At 73.2% G+C, this 17,740-nt stretch carries 12 protein-coding genes; 7 read left to right on the forward strand and 5 right to left on the reverse strand.

The genetic code is table 11. The features are described 5' to 3' along the window. Positions 1–33: 33 nt before the first annotated feature. Positions 34–3,198 (reverse strand): glycoside hydrolase family 38 C-terminal domain-containing protein, encoded by a 3,165-nt coding sequence (locus HYQ63_RS32400; protein WP_179937343.1) that lies wholly within the window; start codon positions 3,196–3,198, stop codon positions 34–36. Between the two features lie 148 nt (positions 3,199–3,346). Between HYQ63_RS32400 and HYQ63_RS32405 the strand changes: the two genes are divergently transcribed. Continuing rightward, positions 3,347–3,829 (forward strand): ATP-binding protein, encoded by a 483-nt coding sequence (locus HYQ63_RS32405; RefSeq protein ID WP_257232283.1) that lies wholly within the window; start codon positions 3,347–3,349, stop codon positions 3,827–3,829. 37 nt (positions 3,830–3,866) lie between these two features. Here the strand turns inward: HYQ63_RS32405 and HYQ63_RS32410 are convergent, their stop codons facing one another. Continuing rightward, positions 3,867–5,090, reverse strand: a complete 1,224-nt coding sequence (locus tag HYQ63_RS32410) for a DUF2637 domain-containing protein (protein WP_179937344.1) — start codon at positions 5,088–5,090, stop codon at positions 3,867–3,869. Positions 5,091–5,658: 568 nt separating this feature from the next. On the opposite strand from HYQ63_RS32410, the gene HYQ63_RS32415 reads away from it, so the two are divergent. After that, positions 5,659–6,348: a GntR family transcriptional regulator gene (locus HYQ63_RS32415; protein WP_179937345.1), complete on the forward strand. Its 690-nt coding sequence runs from the start codon at positions 5,659–5,661 to the stop codon at positions 6,346–6,348. A gap of 391 nt (positions 6,349–6,739) precedes the next feature. On the opposite strand, the gene HYQ63_RS32420 is transcribed toward HYQ63_RS32415, so the two are convergent. After that, the gene (locus HYQ63_RS32420) at positions 6,740–7,543 is read right to left on the reverse strand and encodes a hypothetical protein (RefSeq protein ID WP_179937346.1); all 804 of its coding nucleotides are present in this window, start codon (positions 7,541–7,543) and stop codon (positions 6,740–6,742) included. A 202-nt stretch (positions 7,544–7,745) separates the two neighbouring features. Further along, positions 7,746–9,464, reverse strand: a complete 1,719-nt coding sequence (locus HYQ63_RS32425; protein ID WP_179937347.1) for a PucR family transcriptional regulator ligand-binding domain-containing protein — start codon at positions 9,462–9,464, stop codon at positions 7,746–7,748. A gap of 219 nt (positions 9,465–9,683) precedes the next feature. On the opposite strand from HYQ63_RS32425, the gene HYQ63_RS32430 reads away from it, so the two are divergent. From HYQ63_RS32430 to HYQ63_RS32445, 4 genes are all read left to right on the forward strand, one after another. Continuing rightward, complete coding sequence (locus HYQ63_RS32430) at positions 9,684–10,574, forward strand: xanthine dehydrogenase family protein subunit M (RefSeq protein ID WP_179937348.1); 891 nt, start codon at positions 9,684–9,686, stop codon at positions 10,572–10,574. Further along, the gene (locus tag HYQ63_RS32435; RefSeq protein ID WP_179937349.1) at positions 10,565–11,089 is read left to right on the forward strand and encodes a (2Fe-2S)-binding protein; all 525 of its coding nucleotides are present in this window, start codon (positions 10,565–10,567) and stop codon (positions 11,087–11,089) included. The genes HYQ63_RS32430 and HYQ63_RS32435 overlap by 10 nt, the downstream gene beginning before the upstream one ends. A gap of 2 nt (positions 11,090–11,091) precedes the next feature. After that, positions 11,092–13,461 carry a xanthine dehydrogenase subunit D gene (gene pucD, locus HYQ63_RS32440; RefSeq protein WP_179937350.1) on the forward strand — a complete coding sequence of 790 codons (2,370 nt, stop codon included), beginning with the start codon at positions 11,092–11,094 and terminating at the stop codon, positions 13,459–13,461. A 197-nt stretch (positions 13,462–13,658) separates the two neighbouring features. Then, positions 13,659–15,272: a glycoside hydrolase family 6 protein gene (locus HYQ63_RS32445; RefSeq protein WP_257232284.1), complete on the forward strand. Its 1,614-nt coding sequence runs from the start codon at positions 13,659–13,661 to the stop codon at positions 15,270–15,272. A 57-nt stretch (positions 15,273–15,329) separates the two neighbouring features. Here HYQ63_RS32445 and HYQ63_RS32450 read toward each other — a convergent pair whose 3' ends face one another. Next, positions 15,330–16,214: a phosphatidylinositol-specific phospholipase C gene (locus tag HYQ63_RS32450; protein WP_179937351.1), complete on the reverse strand. Its 885-nt coding sequence runs from the start codon at positions 16,212–16,214 to the stop codon at positions 15,330–15,332. Positions 16,215–16,554: 340 nt separating this feature from the next. On the opposite strand from HYQ63_RS32450, the gene HYQ63_RS32455 reads away from it, so the two are divergent. After that, positions 16,555–17,721 carry a transposase gene (locus HYQ63_RS32455; protein WP_257232285.1) on the forward strand — a complete coding sequence of 389 codons (1,167 nt, stop codon included), beginning with the start codon at positions 16,555–16,557 and terminating at the stop codon, positions 17,719–17,721. Positions 17,722–17,740: the final 19 nt, after the last annotated feature.

Consider the following 17,740-nt stretch of genomic DNA (forward strand, 5'->3'; position numbering starts at 1 on the left):
CCGCGCGGGGGCGGCACCGGGCGGTCGACACCTCTACGCGGGCACCGGCCGCAGCCGCAGGGTGAGGATCTGATGCGGCCGCAGGGCCAGGCTCAGCCCGGCCGGGCCGGTGGCGGCCGGGTGCAGCGGACGCTCCAGCAGATCGGTGACGTCCGCCGAGAGCACCGGGAAACCGGCGACGAGCGTGCCCGCCGCGCGGCCGCCGTGCGACTCGTACAGCCGCACCACCACATCCCCGCTGCGGTCCTCGGCGAGCTTCACCGACTCCACCGTGATCGCCGGGTTGTCCACGGAGAGCAGCGGGGCGGGCCCGGTCGGGCCGCTGGGCAGGGTGCGCAGCGGCAGGTTGAGGGCGAGGCCGCCCTCGACCGCGTCGCCGACGCTCGCGCCCGGCAGCAGCGCGTAGCGGAAGCGGTGGGTGCCGAGGTCCGTCTCGGGGTCGGGGCTGTGCGGGGCGCGCAGCAGCGTCAGCCGCACGGTGGTGCCGAGCACGTCGCCGTCGTCGGTCGAGCCGTCGGCCGGCTCGTGCGTCGTACGGGTCACGTCGTGGCCGTACGTCGAGTCGTTGAGCAGCGCGGCCCCGTACCCCGGTTCGGCGACCCGCAGCCAGCGGTGGGCGCAGATCTCGAAACGGGCCGCGTCCCAGCTGGTGTTGGTGTGCGTGGGGCGGTCCACGTGCCCGAACTGGATCTCCGCCGTGGACTCCCGCGCGTGGACGTCCAGCGGGAACGCCGCCTTGAGCACCTTCTCCGACTCCTGCCAGTCCACCTCGGTCGCGATGTCGAGGCGGCCGCTGCCCGCGGCCAGGGTCAGTTCCTCGACGATCCGCGAGGCGCCGAAGGTCCGCACGACGCGGACGGTCGCGCGCAGCGGACCGGACTCGGTCAGCTCGACGGACTCGGCGGCCGTGAGGTCGGTGTGGGTGCGCCGGTAGTGGCGGTCGATGTCCCAGGCGTCCCAGTGGTTGGGGTGGTCGGGGTGCAGCTGGAGGAGGTTGCCGCGCGCGCCCGGGGCCAGCACCTCGCGGCCCGCCGTCAGGTCGAGGACGGAGGTGAGCAGCCCGTCCCCGTCGATGGTGACGCGCAGCAGATCGTTGTCGAGGACGATGGCGTGGCCGTCGCTCAGCGAGGTCACCGGCAGCGCGGTCCACGTCGTACCGGCGAGGGCCGCCGTGCCCAGCGCGCCCACCCGTACCCCGGCCGCCGCGCGCCCGTCGCCGAGCGGCTGCACGGGGACGTCGGTGGGCAGGGCCGCCGCGGTCTCCGCGTCCAGGACGGCGACCTCCTCGCGCTCGTACGGCGAGGCGTTGAGGACCGCCGGGGCGCCGGGCCCGCCGGGACCCGCGGTGCCCAGGGCGCCCACCGCGTCCGCGACGATGCCCTCCAGCTCGGCGCGCACCCGCGCGTACGTCTCGCGCGCCTCGCGGTGCACCCAGGCGATCGAGGAGCCGGGCAGGATGTCATGGAACTGGTGCAGCAGCACCGTCTTCCAGATCCGGTCCAGGTCGTCGTACGGATAGGCGTACCCGGGCACGTGGAGCGCGGCGGCCGTGGCCCACAACTCGGCCTCCCGCAGCAGGTGTTCGCTGCGCCGGTTGCCCTGCTTGGTGGCCGCCTGGGTGGTGTACGTGGCCCGGTGCAGCTCCAGGTACAGCTCGCCCGACCACACCGGCGCCTTGGCCCCGTACTCCCGCTCCGCCTCCGCGAAGAACACCGACGGCTTGTGGATCTCGACCCGCGGCGAGCCCTCCAGGGAGCCCAGCCGGCGCGCCTTCTCCAGCATCTCCCGCGTGGGGCCGCCCCCGCCGTCGCCCCAGCCGAAGGGGACGAGGGAGCGGGTGGCGAGGCCCTTGTCGGCGAAGTTCTTCTCCGCGTGGGCGAGTTCGGCCGCACTGAACTGGGCGTTGTAGGTGTCCACCGGCGGGAAGTGGGTGAACACGCGGGTGCCGTCGATGCCCTCCCACCAGAAGGTGTGGTGCGGCATCTTGTTGGACTGGTTCCAGGACAGCTTCTGGGTCAGGAACCACTTCACCCCCGCCAGCTTGGCCAGCTGCGGGAAGGCCGCGGTGTAGCCGAAGGAGTCCGGCAGCCAGATCTCCTCGGTGTCCACCCCCAGCTCCTCCACGAAGAACCGCTTGCCGTGCACGATCTGCCGGGCCAGGGCCTCGCCGCCGGGCATGTTGGCGTCCGACTCGACCCACATCGAGCCGACCGGCGCCCAACTGCCGTCCGCGACCGCCTTCTTGATGCGCTCCCAGATGTGCGGCTGGTGCTCCTTGACCCAGGCGTACTGCTGCGCCTGCGAGCACGCGAACACCAGCTCCGGATAGTCGCCCGCGAGCGCGGTGACATTGGCGAACGTACGGGACGCCTTGCGCACCGTCTCGCGCAGCGGCCACAGCCACGCCGAGTCGATGTGCGCGTGCCCGGCCGCCGAGACGCGGTGCGCGCTGGCGTGCGCGGGCCGCTTGAGCACCCCGGTCAGCTCGGCGCGCGCGGCGGCCGCGGTGGCGGGCACGTCGTGCAGGTCGAGCGCGTCGAGCGCGTTCTCCAGGGCGCGCAGGATCTCGTGGCGGCGCGGCCGGTCCGCGGGCAGCTCGCCCATCAGCTCGGACAGCACCTCGATGTCCAGCACCAGATGCCACACGTCCTCGTCGAGGACGGCCACATCGGCGGAGGCGAAGCGGTAGAGCGGCCGGTCCCCGGCGGTCAGGACGTCGCCGAGCGGGGTGGGCGTGAAGCCGTCGCGCAGCACGGACGGATTGGCGGCCGCCTCCAGCAGCAGCCGCACGGGCTCGCCGCCGTCGGCCGGGGAGGCGAGGGGGATGTGGCGGTTACGGGGGTGGATGCCCTTCAGCGGTACGCCGTGCGCGTCGTACACCAGCCCCTCGGCCTGGAAGCCCGGACCGTCGTCGGTGAAGCCGGGGTCGATGACCACCTCGACCCGACGCCCCGCCCACTCCGCGGGCACCGCGCCCTCCAGCCGGAACCACCAGGTCGACCACGGCTCGCCCCACTCCGTACCGGCCTCGAACGGCTCGTACGCCGCGGCGAGCGCGTCGGCGACCGGGACCGGCTCACCGGGGGCGCGCCAGGCGTAGAGGGCCAGCGGCACGCGCGCCGGGTACTGGGCGGGCCGGATGAACTGGTGCAGCGCCCGCTCCAGGCGCCCCTCCACCAACAGTCGGTCGTCGTGCATCACGGCTCCTCGGGGCTCGGCGCTCAGCGGATCACCTCTGATGCTTTCCCCCGGTGTGTGGCGCGGCAACAGGCGGGAATGCATTCCGTGAGCATGTTCGACGGCATTCGACGCTGGCCGCGCCGAGGGCGGCCAGGGGCGGGGGAGGATGAAGCGTCAGCCTGTACGGCGGGGCCGGGTGACCAACCGGCCGGACTCCGGGGCGGTGGCCATCGAAGGGGAGCGGGGCCGGGGCTTCAGCAAGCGACTGAGGCATGACGACTATGCGGCGGTGGCGGACGTCCGCGCCGCGCTGCGCGAGATGCTGCGGCACTGGGGCGAGCCCGGCCGGGCCGATCTCGCCGAGCTGCTGACGAGCGAGCTGGTGACGAACGCACTGGTGCACACCGACCGGGGTGCGCTGGTCACGGCCACCTTCGGCGGTGGGATCGCCGGGCCGGTGGCGGGCCGATTACGGGTCGAGGTGCGGGACTTCGTGTCCCGTCACCCGAGACTGCGCGGCCACCCCCCGGAGGACAGCACCTCCGGGAGGGGCCTGCTGCTGGTGCACACGCTCGCGGACGCGTGGGGCGTACGGGCCCACGGCGTGGGCAAAGCGGTCTGGTTCGAGCTGGACGCGGACGGCGGCTGACCGCCGCCGACCGCCCCTCGGTCTTCGGGGTCCGGCCTCAGCCGAACTGCCGCTCGATCTCCGCGAGCTTCTCCTCCAGGGAGTCCAGCCGCGGAATGGTCAGGGTGTCGTCCTCGGCGGTGAGGTCGACGGTCCGCGCCCTGTCCGAGTCCTTGTCGTCCTTGTCGCCCGCGTCCTTGGCCTTGTCCTTGGCCTTGTCCCGGTCGGCTTCGGTGGCATCGGTGTCACCGAAGCCGAAGCTGAAATCCAGGTCGCGGCTCCAGTCCCGGCGACCGTCGTCGTCGCGGTCGTCGCGGTGGGTGGACTCAGCCGCGTCCGCGGACTGCAAGGCGGGCCGAGCTGAGGGCGCTGACAGCTCGGCCGCTTCGGCTTTTCCCAGCGCGTTGTCCTCCAGGGCAGACTCCGCGGTGAGCTGCGGCGGCTGTGCCGCGGGGGTGATGTCCACCTGGCGGCCGCCGCCCCGGCCCCACGCCCGGTGCTGCCGGTTGAGCGCCCGGATCCTGGCCTTGTCCAGCTTCTCCTGGTCCCGGCGGCGGGTGCGGTTCTGCTCCTTCTCCCGCCGGTCCTCGCGGACCTCCTCGACCGCCTCGTCCAGCGTCCGTACGTTCTCCAGCAGCATCAGCGACCATGCGCCGAAGGTCTCGCGGGGCGCCCGCAGCCAGCGGACGATACGGATCTGCGGCAACGGGCGGGGCACCAGGCCCTGTTCGCGCAGCGCCGCCCGGCGGGTCTGCTTGAGCGCCCGGTCGAACAGGACCGCGGCCGACAGCGACATGCCCGCGAAGAACTGCGGCGCACCGTCGTGGCCCATGCCGCGCGGCGCGTGCACCCAGTTGAACCAGGCGGCCGCGCCCGCGAACAGCCACACCAGCAGCCGCGAGCCGAGCGCCGCGTCACCGTGGCTGGCCTCGCGCACCGCCAGCACCGAGCAGAACATCGCCGCGCCGTCCAGCCCGAACGGCACCAGGTACTCCCAGCCGCCCGAGAGGTTCAAGTTCTGCTGCCCGAAGCCCACGAGACCGTGGAAGGAGAGCGCGGCCGCGACCGCGGCACAGCAGAACAGCAGGACGTACGAGGCCATCCCGTAGATGGCCTCCTTGCGCCGCCTGCGCTCCTCGCTGCGCTCCCAGGAGTCGGTGATCCCGTTCTCCTCCTTCTTCCCGTTACGGCCGCGCGCGAGGACAACTCCCGCCCCCACGACTCCGACGAGCGCTATGACGACTGGCAGGGCCCAGCCCAGCGATATGTCGGTCAGTCTCATCCGGTGCCCCTTGCCTCGCTTCCGTGAAGTTCTGGCCGCAGTACGGCCCTACTCGCGCGACATCCTGGCGGAATCCTGCCGGGCCTCAAGCAGTTTCTGGACAAGAGGCCGCCAAGTGGGCGGGGGGACACGCGGATAGGTGCGATACGGTTCGAACGCTCGCTCGTTGCAAGCGGCTTGATTCTATTCACGGAACCCGAGCGCGGGTAAATCCGATCCAACCGCTTACCGTCGGCCACCCGAATCCCTTGGTGATCTTTTCCCGCCCCTGTCCCCTCATGGGCGCTTCGGGAGCCCCGTATCCGTGGCCGAAAGGCATCGCTCCCCGTGTCCGGTCCGGCCGGAATGCGACGTGGGGGTGTGGTCGGAGTGTGGTCAGGGTCATGCCGGGGCCGTGCCGGGGTCGTACGAAGACCTCGCGACGACTGTGCGACGAGCTTGCGGCGAGCGTGCGAATCCGGAACGTCGTACGAGGTCGGCCGCGTCCGCTCGCGGCAACCGGTGCGTGTGGGCTTTGTCCTCGGGCGGCATCCGCATATCGTTTCGATGGAATGTCAGGAGGACCCGAGTGGAGCAGGCCAAAGCCGAGGCGGCGACCGAGCCGCGGGACCACTCCGGCGTGCCCGGGGCGCGCAGGTCACCGCGCCGCCACTCGGTGCGCGGCCAGATCCTGGACGCCCTGCGGGACGCGCTGGTCGGGGGTGAGCTGACCCCGGGCGAGGTGTACTCCGCCCCGGCCCTCGCCGACCGCTTCGGCGTCTCGCCCACGCCCGTGCGCGAAGCCATGCAGCAGCTCGCGGGCGAGGGCGCCGTCGAGGTCGTACCGAACCGCGGCTTCCGGGTGGCCCGGCGCAGTGCACGCGAGCTCGCCGAGCTGGCCGAGGTCCGCGCCCTGCTGGAGGTCCCGGTGATGCTCAGCCTGGCCCGGGCGGTCGCGCCCGAGCGCTGGGCGCTGTTGCGGCCGTTCGCGGAGGCGACGGCGGCGGCCGCCGCGAAGGGCGACCGGGCCGCCTACCTGGAGTCGGACCGTACGTTCCACCAGGCGGTGCTGAGCCTGGCCGGGAACCACCAGCTGGTCGTCGTCGCCGACGAGCTGCACCGGCGGGCGCAGTGGCCGCTGGCCTGCGGTCGTGCCGTGCGCACCGCCGATCTGGTCGCCGATGCGGCCGAGCACATGGCGTTGCTCGATGCGCTCGCCGCCCGCGATCTGGATGTGGTGGAATCGCTGGTCCGCGAACACTTCACGTCCGGCGCCTGAGCTTTCCCCTACCCGCCCCGCCCCGAACCCGGGGCTCCGCCCCGGCCCCCGGGCGGGGGCTCCGCCCCCTGCACCCCGCTCCTCAAACGCCGGAGGGGCTGGGTAGTGGGCCACGTCCGCCCCGGGCCCCGCTGCGGGGGCTCCGCCCCCTGCACCCCCGCCGGGGCTCCGCCCCTGGACCCCGCTCCTCAAACGCCGGAGGGGCTGGGTGGTCTCCTCAAGCGCCGGAGGGGCGGGGACGTGACCGGGTTGTGGGCAATCGTTCCGCAGGGCGGAACGGGTGGGCACAACCGGCCACCGGCCCGCACCCCGGAGCGAAACCCCCAGGGGCACAGCCCGGCCACCGGCCCGCGCCTGGCGGCGAAGCCCCCGGCGGCACCGCGGGGCGCCGTCAGGGCGGGCCGGCACCGTCCGGGTGGTGTGCTAACTGCTCGGCCAGCCAGACCGGGACCCCGCCCAGCAGCCGCACCAGCCGCCCCGCCTCGGTCCGCAGCCGGTGCGCCTCCGGCTCCTCCTCGACGTCCGCCAGGGACGCCAGGGCGGGGGCGATGCCGACCAGGTAGCCCAGCTCCTCGCGGATCCGCAGCGATTCGGCGAAGCCGCGGTGGGCCTCGGCGAGGTTGCCCTCCTCCTCGGCCATCCCGGCCAGATGGCGCCAGGTGAACGAGCGCAGCAGCGTGTCGCCGTGCGCGGCGGCGCCCGCGTGGGCGCGCTGGAACGCGGCCTGGGCGCCGGTGGGGTTGTGGGCGAGGTGCTGGGAGATCAGCCCGCGGCGGAAGTCCAGCAGCGGGCGGGTGGGCGAGCCGGGCCCGAGCAGCGCGGCGGCCCGGCCGAGGGCGGTGCGCGCCTCGTCGGCGCGGTCGCGGTTGCCGAGCAGGGTGGAGGCGTACGCGAGGTAGCCGCGCTCGCACGCGGTGGCGCCGCGCTCGTCGTCGGTGAGGGCCAGGGCCTCCGCCGCCCGCAGCGCGTCCTCGGCCGCGTCCCAGCCCCGGGAGGTGTACATGCACCGCTCGATCAGGATGGCGCCGCGCTTGAGGGCCGCGGCCGCGTCGTCCGCGGCGCGCGGGGCGAGCAGCTCGGCGGCGTCCTTCCAGCACGCGCGCGAGCGCAGCCGCCACACCGCCGTGTCGAGCGGGTCATCCGCTCGCCCGGTCCCTGCGTCGGGATCGAAGTTCGATGATCCAGGTGGTGACATGGCGGTGTCCGCCACATTGCCCTCCCCAAGCGCGCCATCGAGCCGGAAGCCGTTGCCGAATCTCAACACGGAAGCGCGGGCCCGGCCAAGAGGTTGGTGTGAATGAATTCACAAACCACCGGCGAGAGTGGTGGTTTCCAGGGTTCCCGGGGTGCGCGGGGTGCTCGGGGTGTTCAGGGGGCGCGCGGGGGCGCTCCGCCCGTCAGCTCATGCGCAGGGCGAGGAAGAAGTCCAGCTTGTCCTCCAGCCGGGCCAGGTCGCGCCCGGTCAGCTGCTCTATCCGGCCCACCCGGTAGCGCAGCGTGTTGACGTGCAGATGCAGCCGTGTCGCGCACCGCGTCCAGGAGCCGTCGCACTCCAGGAACGCTTCCAGGGTCGGGATCAGCTCGGCCCGGTGGCGGCGGTCGTACGCGCGCAGCGGGTCCAGCAGCCGGGCGGTGAAGGCGCGGCGTACGTCGTCCGGGACGAAGGGGAGCAGCAGCACGTGCGAGGCCAGCTCCTGGTGTCCGGCCGCGCTGACCCGGCCCGGCCGCGCGGCGGCCACCCGGCGGGCGTGCCGGGCCTCCTCCAGCGCGCCGCGCAGCGCCTCGGCGGAGTGCACGGGGGCGCTGACGCCCAGCGTGAGCCGGGCGTCGTCGCCCAGCCCGCGGGCGAGCGGTTCGCCGACGGCCGCGAGCAGGGCGTCCGCGTGCAGCCCCGCCTCGTGGTCCGCCGCGTCCGCCTCCGCGGACGTGGCGTCGGTGTCGGCATCGGCGGGCGCGGGCAGCGGGAGGAGGGCCACCGCCTCGTCCCCGGTGTGCGCCACGGCGATCCGGTCCGAGGGCCCGGCCCCGGCCGACCGCGGGTCCACCAGGATTTCTTCCAGCAGCGCCTGGGCGACCACGCCGCCGTCCGGCTCCGCGCCGTCCGGTGTCCCTTCCATCCGCGCCACGACGACCTGCCAGTGCGGCGCGTCGCCGCTGCCGAGCCCCGGCAGCAGTACCGGCGCCGCCACCCGCAGCCGGGCAGCGACCTCGGCGGACGGCGCGCCCGCCTGGACCAGCTCCAGCACCTCCTGGGCGAGCTGCCGCCGCACCGTACCGGCCGCGTCCCGCCGGTCGCGCTCGACGGCGATCAGCTGGGTGACCCCGTGCAGCAGGTCCAGTCGCTCGTCCGGCCAGTCGCCCGCGTCCGCGGCGACCGCCAGCAGCCAGTCGGCGAGCGGGGGCGCGGGCGTGTCGCCGGTGTCGCCGCCGCTCGTACCGCCGCGGATGGGGAAGAGGGAGTACGTCACCCCGTTGGCGGCGGTCAGCCGGTGCGGGCCGCGGCGCCCGGCGCGCTGGGCGGCCAGATGCTCACCGGCGAGCCGGGTGCGGACCGGCTGCGGCAGCTCCGCGGCCCCGGGACCGGTCGGCCCCGCGATCGGGCGGCCGGTGGGGGAGAGCACCCAGGCGGGCAGGTCGAGGTCCGAGCCGAGCAGGTCGAGCACCACTTCGGGGCCGCCGCCCGCGGCCCCCGGGGTCATCAGCCGCCGGTGCCGGTCCACGACGGCGGCCAGGTCCCCGGCCCGCTCGCCGGAGACCTGGCGTACGACATGCTCGGTGATCGACGCGAACGCCACGTCCTCGACCACGGAGAACAGCGGCAGCCGGTGCCGTGCGCAGGCCAGCACCAGGTCCTCGGGCACGGGGCCCAGCTCGGCCTCGCCCGCCGCGAGCCCGGCCACCCCGGCGGCCGCCAGGATGCGTACGAACCGCTCGGAGTCGTCCGGCTGCCGCCGCCACGCCAGCCCCGTCAGCACCAGTTCGCCGCCCGACAGATAGCGGCTCGGATCGCGCAGATCGGTGGTCATCACGCCGCGTACGGTGCGGTCCAGCTCGTCCTCGCCGCCGAGCAGGCGCAGGCCCAGGGCATCGGTTTCCAGCAGTGCGCGCAGCCGCATGGTGGTGCCAGCCGATCTCGTCTTGTCACTCGTCTTTTGTCACCGGTCGAATACCGCGAGGTTTCCATTCCCCGTCGTTCGTTCGAATCTACAAGACCGGCCCGCTGGCCAGCCAATTGCTTCATGTCTTCGGTGACTGCCCCGGGGGCCCGCGGCCGGGTCTACTGGACTGGGAGCCGCGTGCACGAGTTCCTTCAGGACTGGTGAGAAGAGAGGCCCATGGACTTCCTGCGCCCCGCCGACTGGCGGGAGGCGCTCGCCGCGAAGGCCGAGCACCCCGACGCCGTACCCATCGCGGGCGGCACCGATGTGATGGTCGAGATCAACTTTGATCACCGGCGGCCCGAACGGCTGCTGGATCTGACCCGTATCGGCGAACTGGGTGAGTGGGAGAGCAGCGGGCGGACGGTCCGGCTGGGCGCCGGCGTTCCGTACAGCCGGATCATCGAGCGGCTACACCCCGAGCTGCCCGCCCTCGCGCTCGCCTCGCGCACCGTCGGCTCGCCCCAGATCCGCAACCGCGGCACCGTCGGCGGCAACCTCGGCGCCGCCTCGCCCGCCGGGGACGCGCATCCGGCGCTGCTGGCGGCCGGGGCCGAGGTGGAGGTGGCCTCGGTGCGCGGCACCCGGATGATCCCGGTCGAGGAGTTCTACACCGGGGTGAAGCGCAACGCGCTGGCGCCCGACGAGCTGATCAGGGCCGTCCACATCGAGCAGGCCGACGGGCCGCAGCAGTTCTCCAAGGTCGGCACCCGCAACGCCATGGTCATCGCGGTGTGCGCGTTCGCCCTCGCCCTGCATCCGCGCACCCGCACCGTACGGACCGGCATCGGCTCGGCCGCGCCCACGCCGGTCCGGGCCCGGGCGGCGGAGGACTTCCTGAACGCGGCGCTCACGGAGGGCGCCTTCTGGGACAGCGGCGAAACGATTCCGCCCGCGGTCGCCCGGGAGTTCGCCCAGCTGTGCGCGGGCGCGTGCGACCCCATCGACGACGTACGCGGCAGCGCCGCCTACCGCCGCCACGCGGTGACGGTCATGGCGCGCCGCACGCTCGGCTGGACCTGGCAGGCGTACCGCGAAGGCGAAGGGAGGGCCGCGGCATGCGCGTGAACATGACCGTCAACGGGCGGCCGCAGCAGGCCGACGACGTCTGGGAGGGCGAGTCCCTGCTGTACGTGCTGCGCGAACGACTGGGCCTTCCGGGCTCGAAGAACGCCTGTGAACAGGGCGAATGCGGATCGTGCACGGTCCGGCTCGACGGGGTGCCGGTGTGCGCGTGCCTGGTGGCCGCGGGGCAGGCCGAGGGCCGCGAGGTGGTGACCGTCGAGGGGCTTCCGGAGTACGCGGAGCAGCGACGTACCGCGGGCGAGGCGGGCGCCGGGGGAAGCGCGCTGGCCCCCGTCCAGCAGGCGTTCATCGACGCGGGCGCCGTGCAGTGCGGCTTCTGCACCCCGGGACTGCTGGTCGCCGCCGACGAGCTGCTGGAACGGCATCCCGACCCCTCCGACGCCGACATCCGCGAGGCGCTCTCCGGCAACCTGTGCCGCTGCACCGGCTACGAGAAGATCCTCGACGCGGTGCGCCTCGCCGCCGCCCGCACCTCGGCGCCGGGGGAGGCGAGCTGACCATGGGACCCGACCGCGCCCCCGCCAGGATCACCCAGGCCCATCTGACCGAGAGCCGGAGCAAGGGCCACATCGGCGAATCCACCCTCCGCCCCGACGGCACGCTCAAGGTGACCGGCGAGTTCGCCTACTCCTCCGACCTGTGGCACGAGGACATGCTGTGGGGCTTCACCCTGCGCAGCCCCCACGCCCACGCCGAGATCCGGTCCATCGACATCAGCGGCGCGCTGACCCTGCCCGGCGTCCACGCCGTCATGACGCACGACGACCTCCCGGCCGCCACCCACTACGGCCTGGAGATCCACGATCAGCCCGTCCTCGCCAAGGACCGGGTCCGCTACCACGGCGAGGCCGTCGCGATCGTCGCCGCCGACCACCCCGAGACCGCCCGCCGCGCCGCCGCCCGGATCAAGGTCGAGTACGCCGAGCTGCCGCTCGTGGTCGACGAGGCCACCGCCACCGCGCCCGGCGCGCCGCTGCTCCACCCCGGCCGCACCGACCACCACGCCGCCCACGCCCCGCACCCCAACGTCGTCCACCGCCAGCCCGTGCGGCGCGGTGACGTCGCCGCCGCCAAGGCCCGCGCCGATGTCGTCGTACGCCGGGACTACGAGGTCGGCATGCAGGACCAGGCGTTCCTGGGCCCCGAATCCGGGCTCGCGGTGCCCGCCGAGGACGGCGGCATCGACCTCTACATCGCCACCCAGTGGCTGCACGTGGACCGCGACCAGCTGGCCCCGGTGCTGGGCCTGCCCGCCGACAAGGTGCGGCTGACGCTCTCCGGCGTGGGCGGGGCGTTCGGGGCGCGCGAGGACCTGTCCATGCAGGCGCACGCCAGCCTGCTGGCGCTCCGCACCGGCAAGCCCGTGAAGATCGTTTACAACCGGTACGAGTCGTTTTTCGGCCATGTCCACCGGCACCCGGCCAAGCTCACCTACGAGCACGGCGCCACCCGGGACGGCCGACTGCTCTACGTCCAGTGCCGCATCGTGCTGGACGGCGGAGCGTACGCCTCCTCCTCCCCGGCGGTCGTCGGCAACGCCGCCTCCCTGGCGATCGGCCCCTACGTCGTCGACCACGTGGACGTCGAGGCGCTCGCCCTCTACTCCAACAACCCGCCCTGCGGTGCGATGCGCGGCTTCGGCGCCGTCCAGGCGTGCTTCGCGTACGAGGCCCAGATGGACGCCGTGGCCCGGGAACTCGGCCTGCACCCCGTCGAGTTCCGGCAGCGCAACGCCATGGCGCAGGGCGCCGTCATGCCCACCGGCCAGATCGTGGACTCCCCGGCCCCGGTCGCCGAGATCCTGCGCCGGGTCCGGGAGCTGCCCCTCCCGCCGGAGCGCGCCTGGGAGACGGCGGACGGGGACGTCGACGTCCGCGCCCTGCCCGGCGGCCTGTCCAACACCACCCACGGCGAGGGTGTGGTGCGGGGCGTCGGCTATGCGGTCGGCATCAAGAACGTCGGTTTCTCGGAAGGCTTCGACGACTACTCCACGGCCCGGGTGCGTCTGGAGGTCATCGGCGGCGAGCCCGTCGCCCTGGTCCACACCGCGATGGCCGAGGTCGGCCAGGGCGGCGTCACCGTCCACGCCCAGATCGCCCGTACCGAACTCGGCGTCAGCCGGGTCACCATCCACCCCGCCGACACCCGGGTCGGCTCCGCGGGCTCCACCTCCGCCTCCCGCCAGACGTACATGACCGGCGGCGCCATCAAGCACACCTGCGAGGCGGTACGGGAGGAGGTCTTCCGCCGCTGCGGCCTGCCGAGCGGTGCCGCGGGCCTGCTGCTGCGGGACGGCAAGGTGGTCACGGACACCGGTGAGGTCGTCGCCGACCTCGCGGACCTCCTCGGTGACGACGCGATCGACATCGAGAAGGAATTCCGGCACCGGCCCACCGAGCCCTTCGACCTCACGACCGGTCAGGGCTTCGGCCACGTCCAGTACTCCTTCTGCGCCCATCGCGCCGTCGTCGAGGTCGACACCGAACTCGGACTGGTCAAGGTCATCGAACTGGCGGCCGCACAGGACGTCGGCAAGGCGCTCAATCCCCTCTCCGTCATCGGCCAGATCCAGGGCGGCTCCACGCAGGGCCTCGGCCTCGCCGTGATGGAGGAGATCCTCGTCTCGGACGGCGCCCGCGTCCGCAACCCGTCCTTCACCGACTATCTGATCCCCACCATCCTCGACACCCCGACCATGCCGGTCGACATCCTGGAACTGGCGGACCACCACGCCCCCTACGGACTGCGGGGCGTCGGCGAGGCCCCGACCCTCTCCTCCACCCCCGCGGTCGTCGCGGCCATCCGCGCCGCGACGGGCCTGCGGCTGGGACGGGTGCCGGTGCGGCCGGAGCATCTGACGGGTACGTGACGCCGACGGGTACGTGACGCGCTCCCGGCCCCCGGGCCGGGAGTACGTCGATACGGTCATCTGACGGAACGCCACCCCTGGGCGGGAATCCGGTTGCGCCACTCGGCGGACGCTCGCGTTGCCGGGTCCCGGTTTCTGAGTGAGCCTCAGAAACCGACCCATGCGACCCTACGCGACCCGCCCCTTGGAGTACGCCCGTGCGAACGAGACGGAAAACCCTCGCCGTGTCGATGGCCGTTCTGGCCGCAACTTCCCTGCCCCTACTGAGCGGTTCAGCCGTTCAGGCCGCCGTACAGGAGCGCGCCGCCGCGCCCTCGCACGGAAGCCCCCTCTACGTCCCCCCGGCCGACCGCGCGTCATACCGTCAGGTGACGCGGCTCGCCTGGCGGGGCGACTACCGCACGGCCTCCGGGCTCCTCGCCATGGTGCGCACCCCGCAGGCGGTCTGGTACGGGGACGAGTCCCCGGCCCGGGTCGCCCGCCTGGTCCGGAGGACCACGAGCGATGCGGCGCGGCAGGGCAGGCTTCCGGTGCTCGCCCTCTACAACGTCCCCGGCCGTGACTGCGGCAGCTATTCCGCCGGGGGAGCGCGGACCACCGACGAGTACAAGGCGTGGATCGACGCCGTGGCCCAGGGCATCGGCGACCGCGAGGTGATGATCGTCCTCGAACCCGACTCGCTGGCGCTGCTGCCCTCGGACTGCGGTGAGCAGGCGAGCGAGGACACTCCCGCCGAGGCCACGACCCCGACCCCGGCGGTCACCCCGTCCGCCCCGGCCGATGCGGACGCGGCCGCGGGCGCGGCGGCGGGCCCGGCGGAGGGCACGACCGAGCCCACCACGGCGCCCGCGCTCACCGAGCCCACGACGGCCCCGGCGCTCACCGAACCCACGACCGCCCCCGCGCTCACCGAACCCACCACGGCCCCCAGCCCGGAACCGCAGCCCGGCACCGTCCCCACCCCCACCCCCGGCGCGTCCGTCGCCCCCGAGACCCCGGCCGCCGAACCGGCCGTCCCGACCCCCAGCCCCTCCCCGTTCCTCCCCGACGACCCCGCCGACCTCGACAGGGAGCCGGAGGTCGGCGAACCGGCGGCCGCCGAGCCCGAGCCCAAGGTGGCGGCGGAGACGCAGACCGGCGGCGACGCGCTCACCGACGCCCGCTTCACCGAGATCACGTACGCGGTCGACACCCTCATGGCCCTCACCAACGCCAAGGTGTACCTCGACGCGGGCCACGCGGACTGGCACGCCGTCAGCAGCATCGTGCCCCGTCTCGTCAAGGCCGGTATCGACGGGGCCACCGGCTTCGCCCTCAACGTCTCGCACTACCAGACGGACCAGGCCACCGCCCTGTACGGACGGCTCGTCTCGGTGTGCCTGGCCTACGTCGCCGACGGCGGCGACCCGGACGCCTGCCCCGACCAGAGCTGGTCGCGACGGCACCTGAGGGCCTGGCTGCGCGCGCATGAGCCGCACGACCCGTCGGAGATGAAGCACTTCGTCACCGACACCAGCCGCAACGGCCGCGGCCCCTGGACGCCGCGGTACAGCCGGAACGCGGACCCCCAGTCCTGGTGCAACCCGCCCCACCGCGGCCTCGGCGCCCGCCCCACCACCGCCACGGGCGACCCGCTGCACGACGCCGCCCTCTGGGTGAAGACGCCCGGCCAGTCCGACGGCCGCTGCCTCCGCGGCACCTCCGGCCCCTCGGACCCGGTGCGCGGGACGGTGAACCCCGAGGCGGGCCAGTGGTTCCCCGACCAGGCCCTGGAACTCGTACGCTTCGCCCGCCCCTCGGTCACCCCCTGACGCACCCCCGACGGTGCGGCGGCGGCCCGTCGACCACGGGCCGCCGCCCACCCGGCGTCATCCCGCCGGGTTGTGCCGCACCAGGGCGTCGACCAGGCCCGAGGTGGTGTTCGGGAAGTCCATCGGAACGATGCCGAGCCCCGTCCAACCCTGGCTGCCCGCGCTCTCCAACAGCGTCTTGACCTGCGGGTTGAGCCGGTCCGCGGTGGACCGGGGCGGGAGGAGCGCGGCGGTGCTGACGTAGTTCATGTACAGCTTGCCGGGCTGGGCCACCGCCTTGCGGAACTGCGCCTCGATCTTGGGGTACTTACGATAAGGCTCCGCCATGTAGTCGTCCTGGATGTCGAACAGCTGCGGATCCGCGTAGCGGACGCCCGGCATGTTGCCGGAGTCGGCGAGCAGCACGACCCGGCCGCGGGCCTGACCCAGGGTCGGGAGGGTGGCGTCGAGGCGGAAGAGGGACCGCCAGCCCTTGTCGTCGAGGTAGAGGTCGAAGATCCGGCGGAACTCGGCGGCGCTCGCCTCCGAGTACTCCTGCTTGACGCGCATCAGCACGGTCTCGGAGGGATGCGCGGAGAGGAAGGCACGGCACGCGCCGAGCACATCGTCGAAGTTGAGGTGCTGGTAGAAGGCGCCGTGGTGGATCGGGAAGGCGTTGTCGAACGCGCGGCAGCGGATGTCCAGGAAGCGGATGCCGCTGGTGAGCTGGTCGGCGATGGTGGTGTTCTGGCACTCGGTCCACGGCCCGCCGTAGCGGGCCCCGGAGTCGTGTGTTCCGGGGAGGGTCAGCCGCTGCACGGGCGTGGCGTCGGCGATGCCGGAAAGCCAGTCCTGCGCGGCCGGCGCCCGGGCCGGCGCCGCGGTGGCGACCCCGCCTAACGCCGAGACCACCCCGGCGGTGGACAGTGCGGCCGCGCCCTTGAGGAACCCTCGCCGATCCATACGCAGACTCCCGTCGCTCACCCGTTCGTACCGTGCGCACGGCATCGAAGCACAAACGAGGCCCGCAGAGGAACGGTTGAGGCACGTCACGGCTCCACCGGTCTGCGGACCAGAAGGGACGCCTGCGGCGCCCGCGTTGGTGTCCGGCTCGTGATTAGCGTGCTTCACGCCGCCAGCCCGGTGACCCCGGTCGGGCGGCAGAAGGTTCTGTGTGCGCGGAGCGTCCGTCCCAGGGCCCGGCGAGCGGGCAATGCGTACATACGTACTGCTGGTCGCCGATCGTGATGAAGGGGCCGGGAGGCTGGCATGTATGTCGCATGTTCGCACTATCGTCTGGGTTGTGAAGCTGGTGGTGCAGGTGAAGCTGCTGCCGACGCCCGTGCAGGCGGCGGCACTTGAGGCAACCTTGCGTGCCTGCAACCGGGCCGCCGACCAGGCTTCGAAGGTTGCGTACGAGACGGGTGTGACGAGCCGCAACGACCTGCAAAGGGCCGTCTACACAGATCTGAAGGCTCGGTACGCACTGTCCGCGCAGCCCGTGGTGCGGGTGGTGAAGAAAGTCGTGGACGCTTACGCCACCCTGCGCGCGAACCTGAAGGCGGGCCATCTCGGCCCGGCGGGCTCGAAGAGGTACCGCAAGGCCACCGGCTCCCCGATCGCCTTCCGGCCGCAGGCGGCCCAGCCCTTCGCCGACCGCTGCCTGTCCTGGCAGATGGACACCCGCACCGTCTCGATCTGGACCGTCCACGGCCGTCTGAGGAACATCGGCTTCGCTGCCTCGCCCGACCAGCTCAAGACCCTGGGCGCGTACCGCAAGGGCGAAAGTGACCTGATCTTCCGGGATGGGAAGTGGTTCCTGGCTGCGACCTGTGAGATCCCCGACCCCGAGGTGTTCGAGCCGGTCGACTGGATCGGAGTGGACCGCGGCATCGTCAATCTCGCCACTACCAGCGACAACACCAACTACCAGGGACGGCGCCTGTCCCGTTACCGGCGTTGGCAGGCCCGCAAACGCGCCGAACTCCAGGCCAGGAAGACCCGCTCGGCCACCCGTCGGCTGGCCCGCCGAGCCAAGAGGCAGCGCCGTCATGCCACCTACATGAATCATGTGATCAGCAAGGAGATCGTGTCGGTCGCGCAACGCACCGGTCGCGGGATGGCTGTCGAGGAACTCGGCGGGGTCCGGGACCGGGTACGGCTACGCCGCGACCAGCGCGGCACGCTCTCCGCTTGGCCCTTTCACCAGTTGGGACAGCACCTCGCTTACAAGGCCCGCCGGGCCGGGGTGCCGTTCCTCGAAGTGGATCCGGCCTACACCTCGCAGCGCTGTCCGCGCTGTGGGCACACCGGTCGGGCCAACCGGCCCGACCGGGACCATTTCCGTTGTCGTCGGTGCGGGCTCGCTGGCCCCGCCGACCTCGTCGCCGGGGTCAACGTGCGCGATCGCGCACGCTCGGCGTGGGTATTCGTCACCATGCCCGTCGCTCCAGAGCCCACCCTGGCCTGAAGCGAGATGCGACCCGTGA

The organism is Streptomyces sp. Rer75 (genome assembly GCF_013414305.1).
In the GTDB taxonomy this organism is placed as follows: domain Bacteria; phylum Actinomycetota; class Actinomycetes; order Streptomycetales; family Streptomycetaceae; genus Streptomyces; species Streptomyces himastatinicus.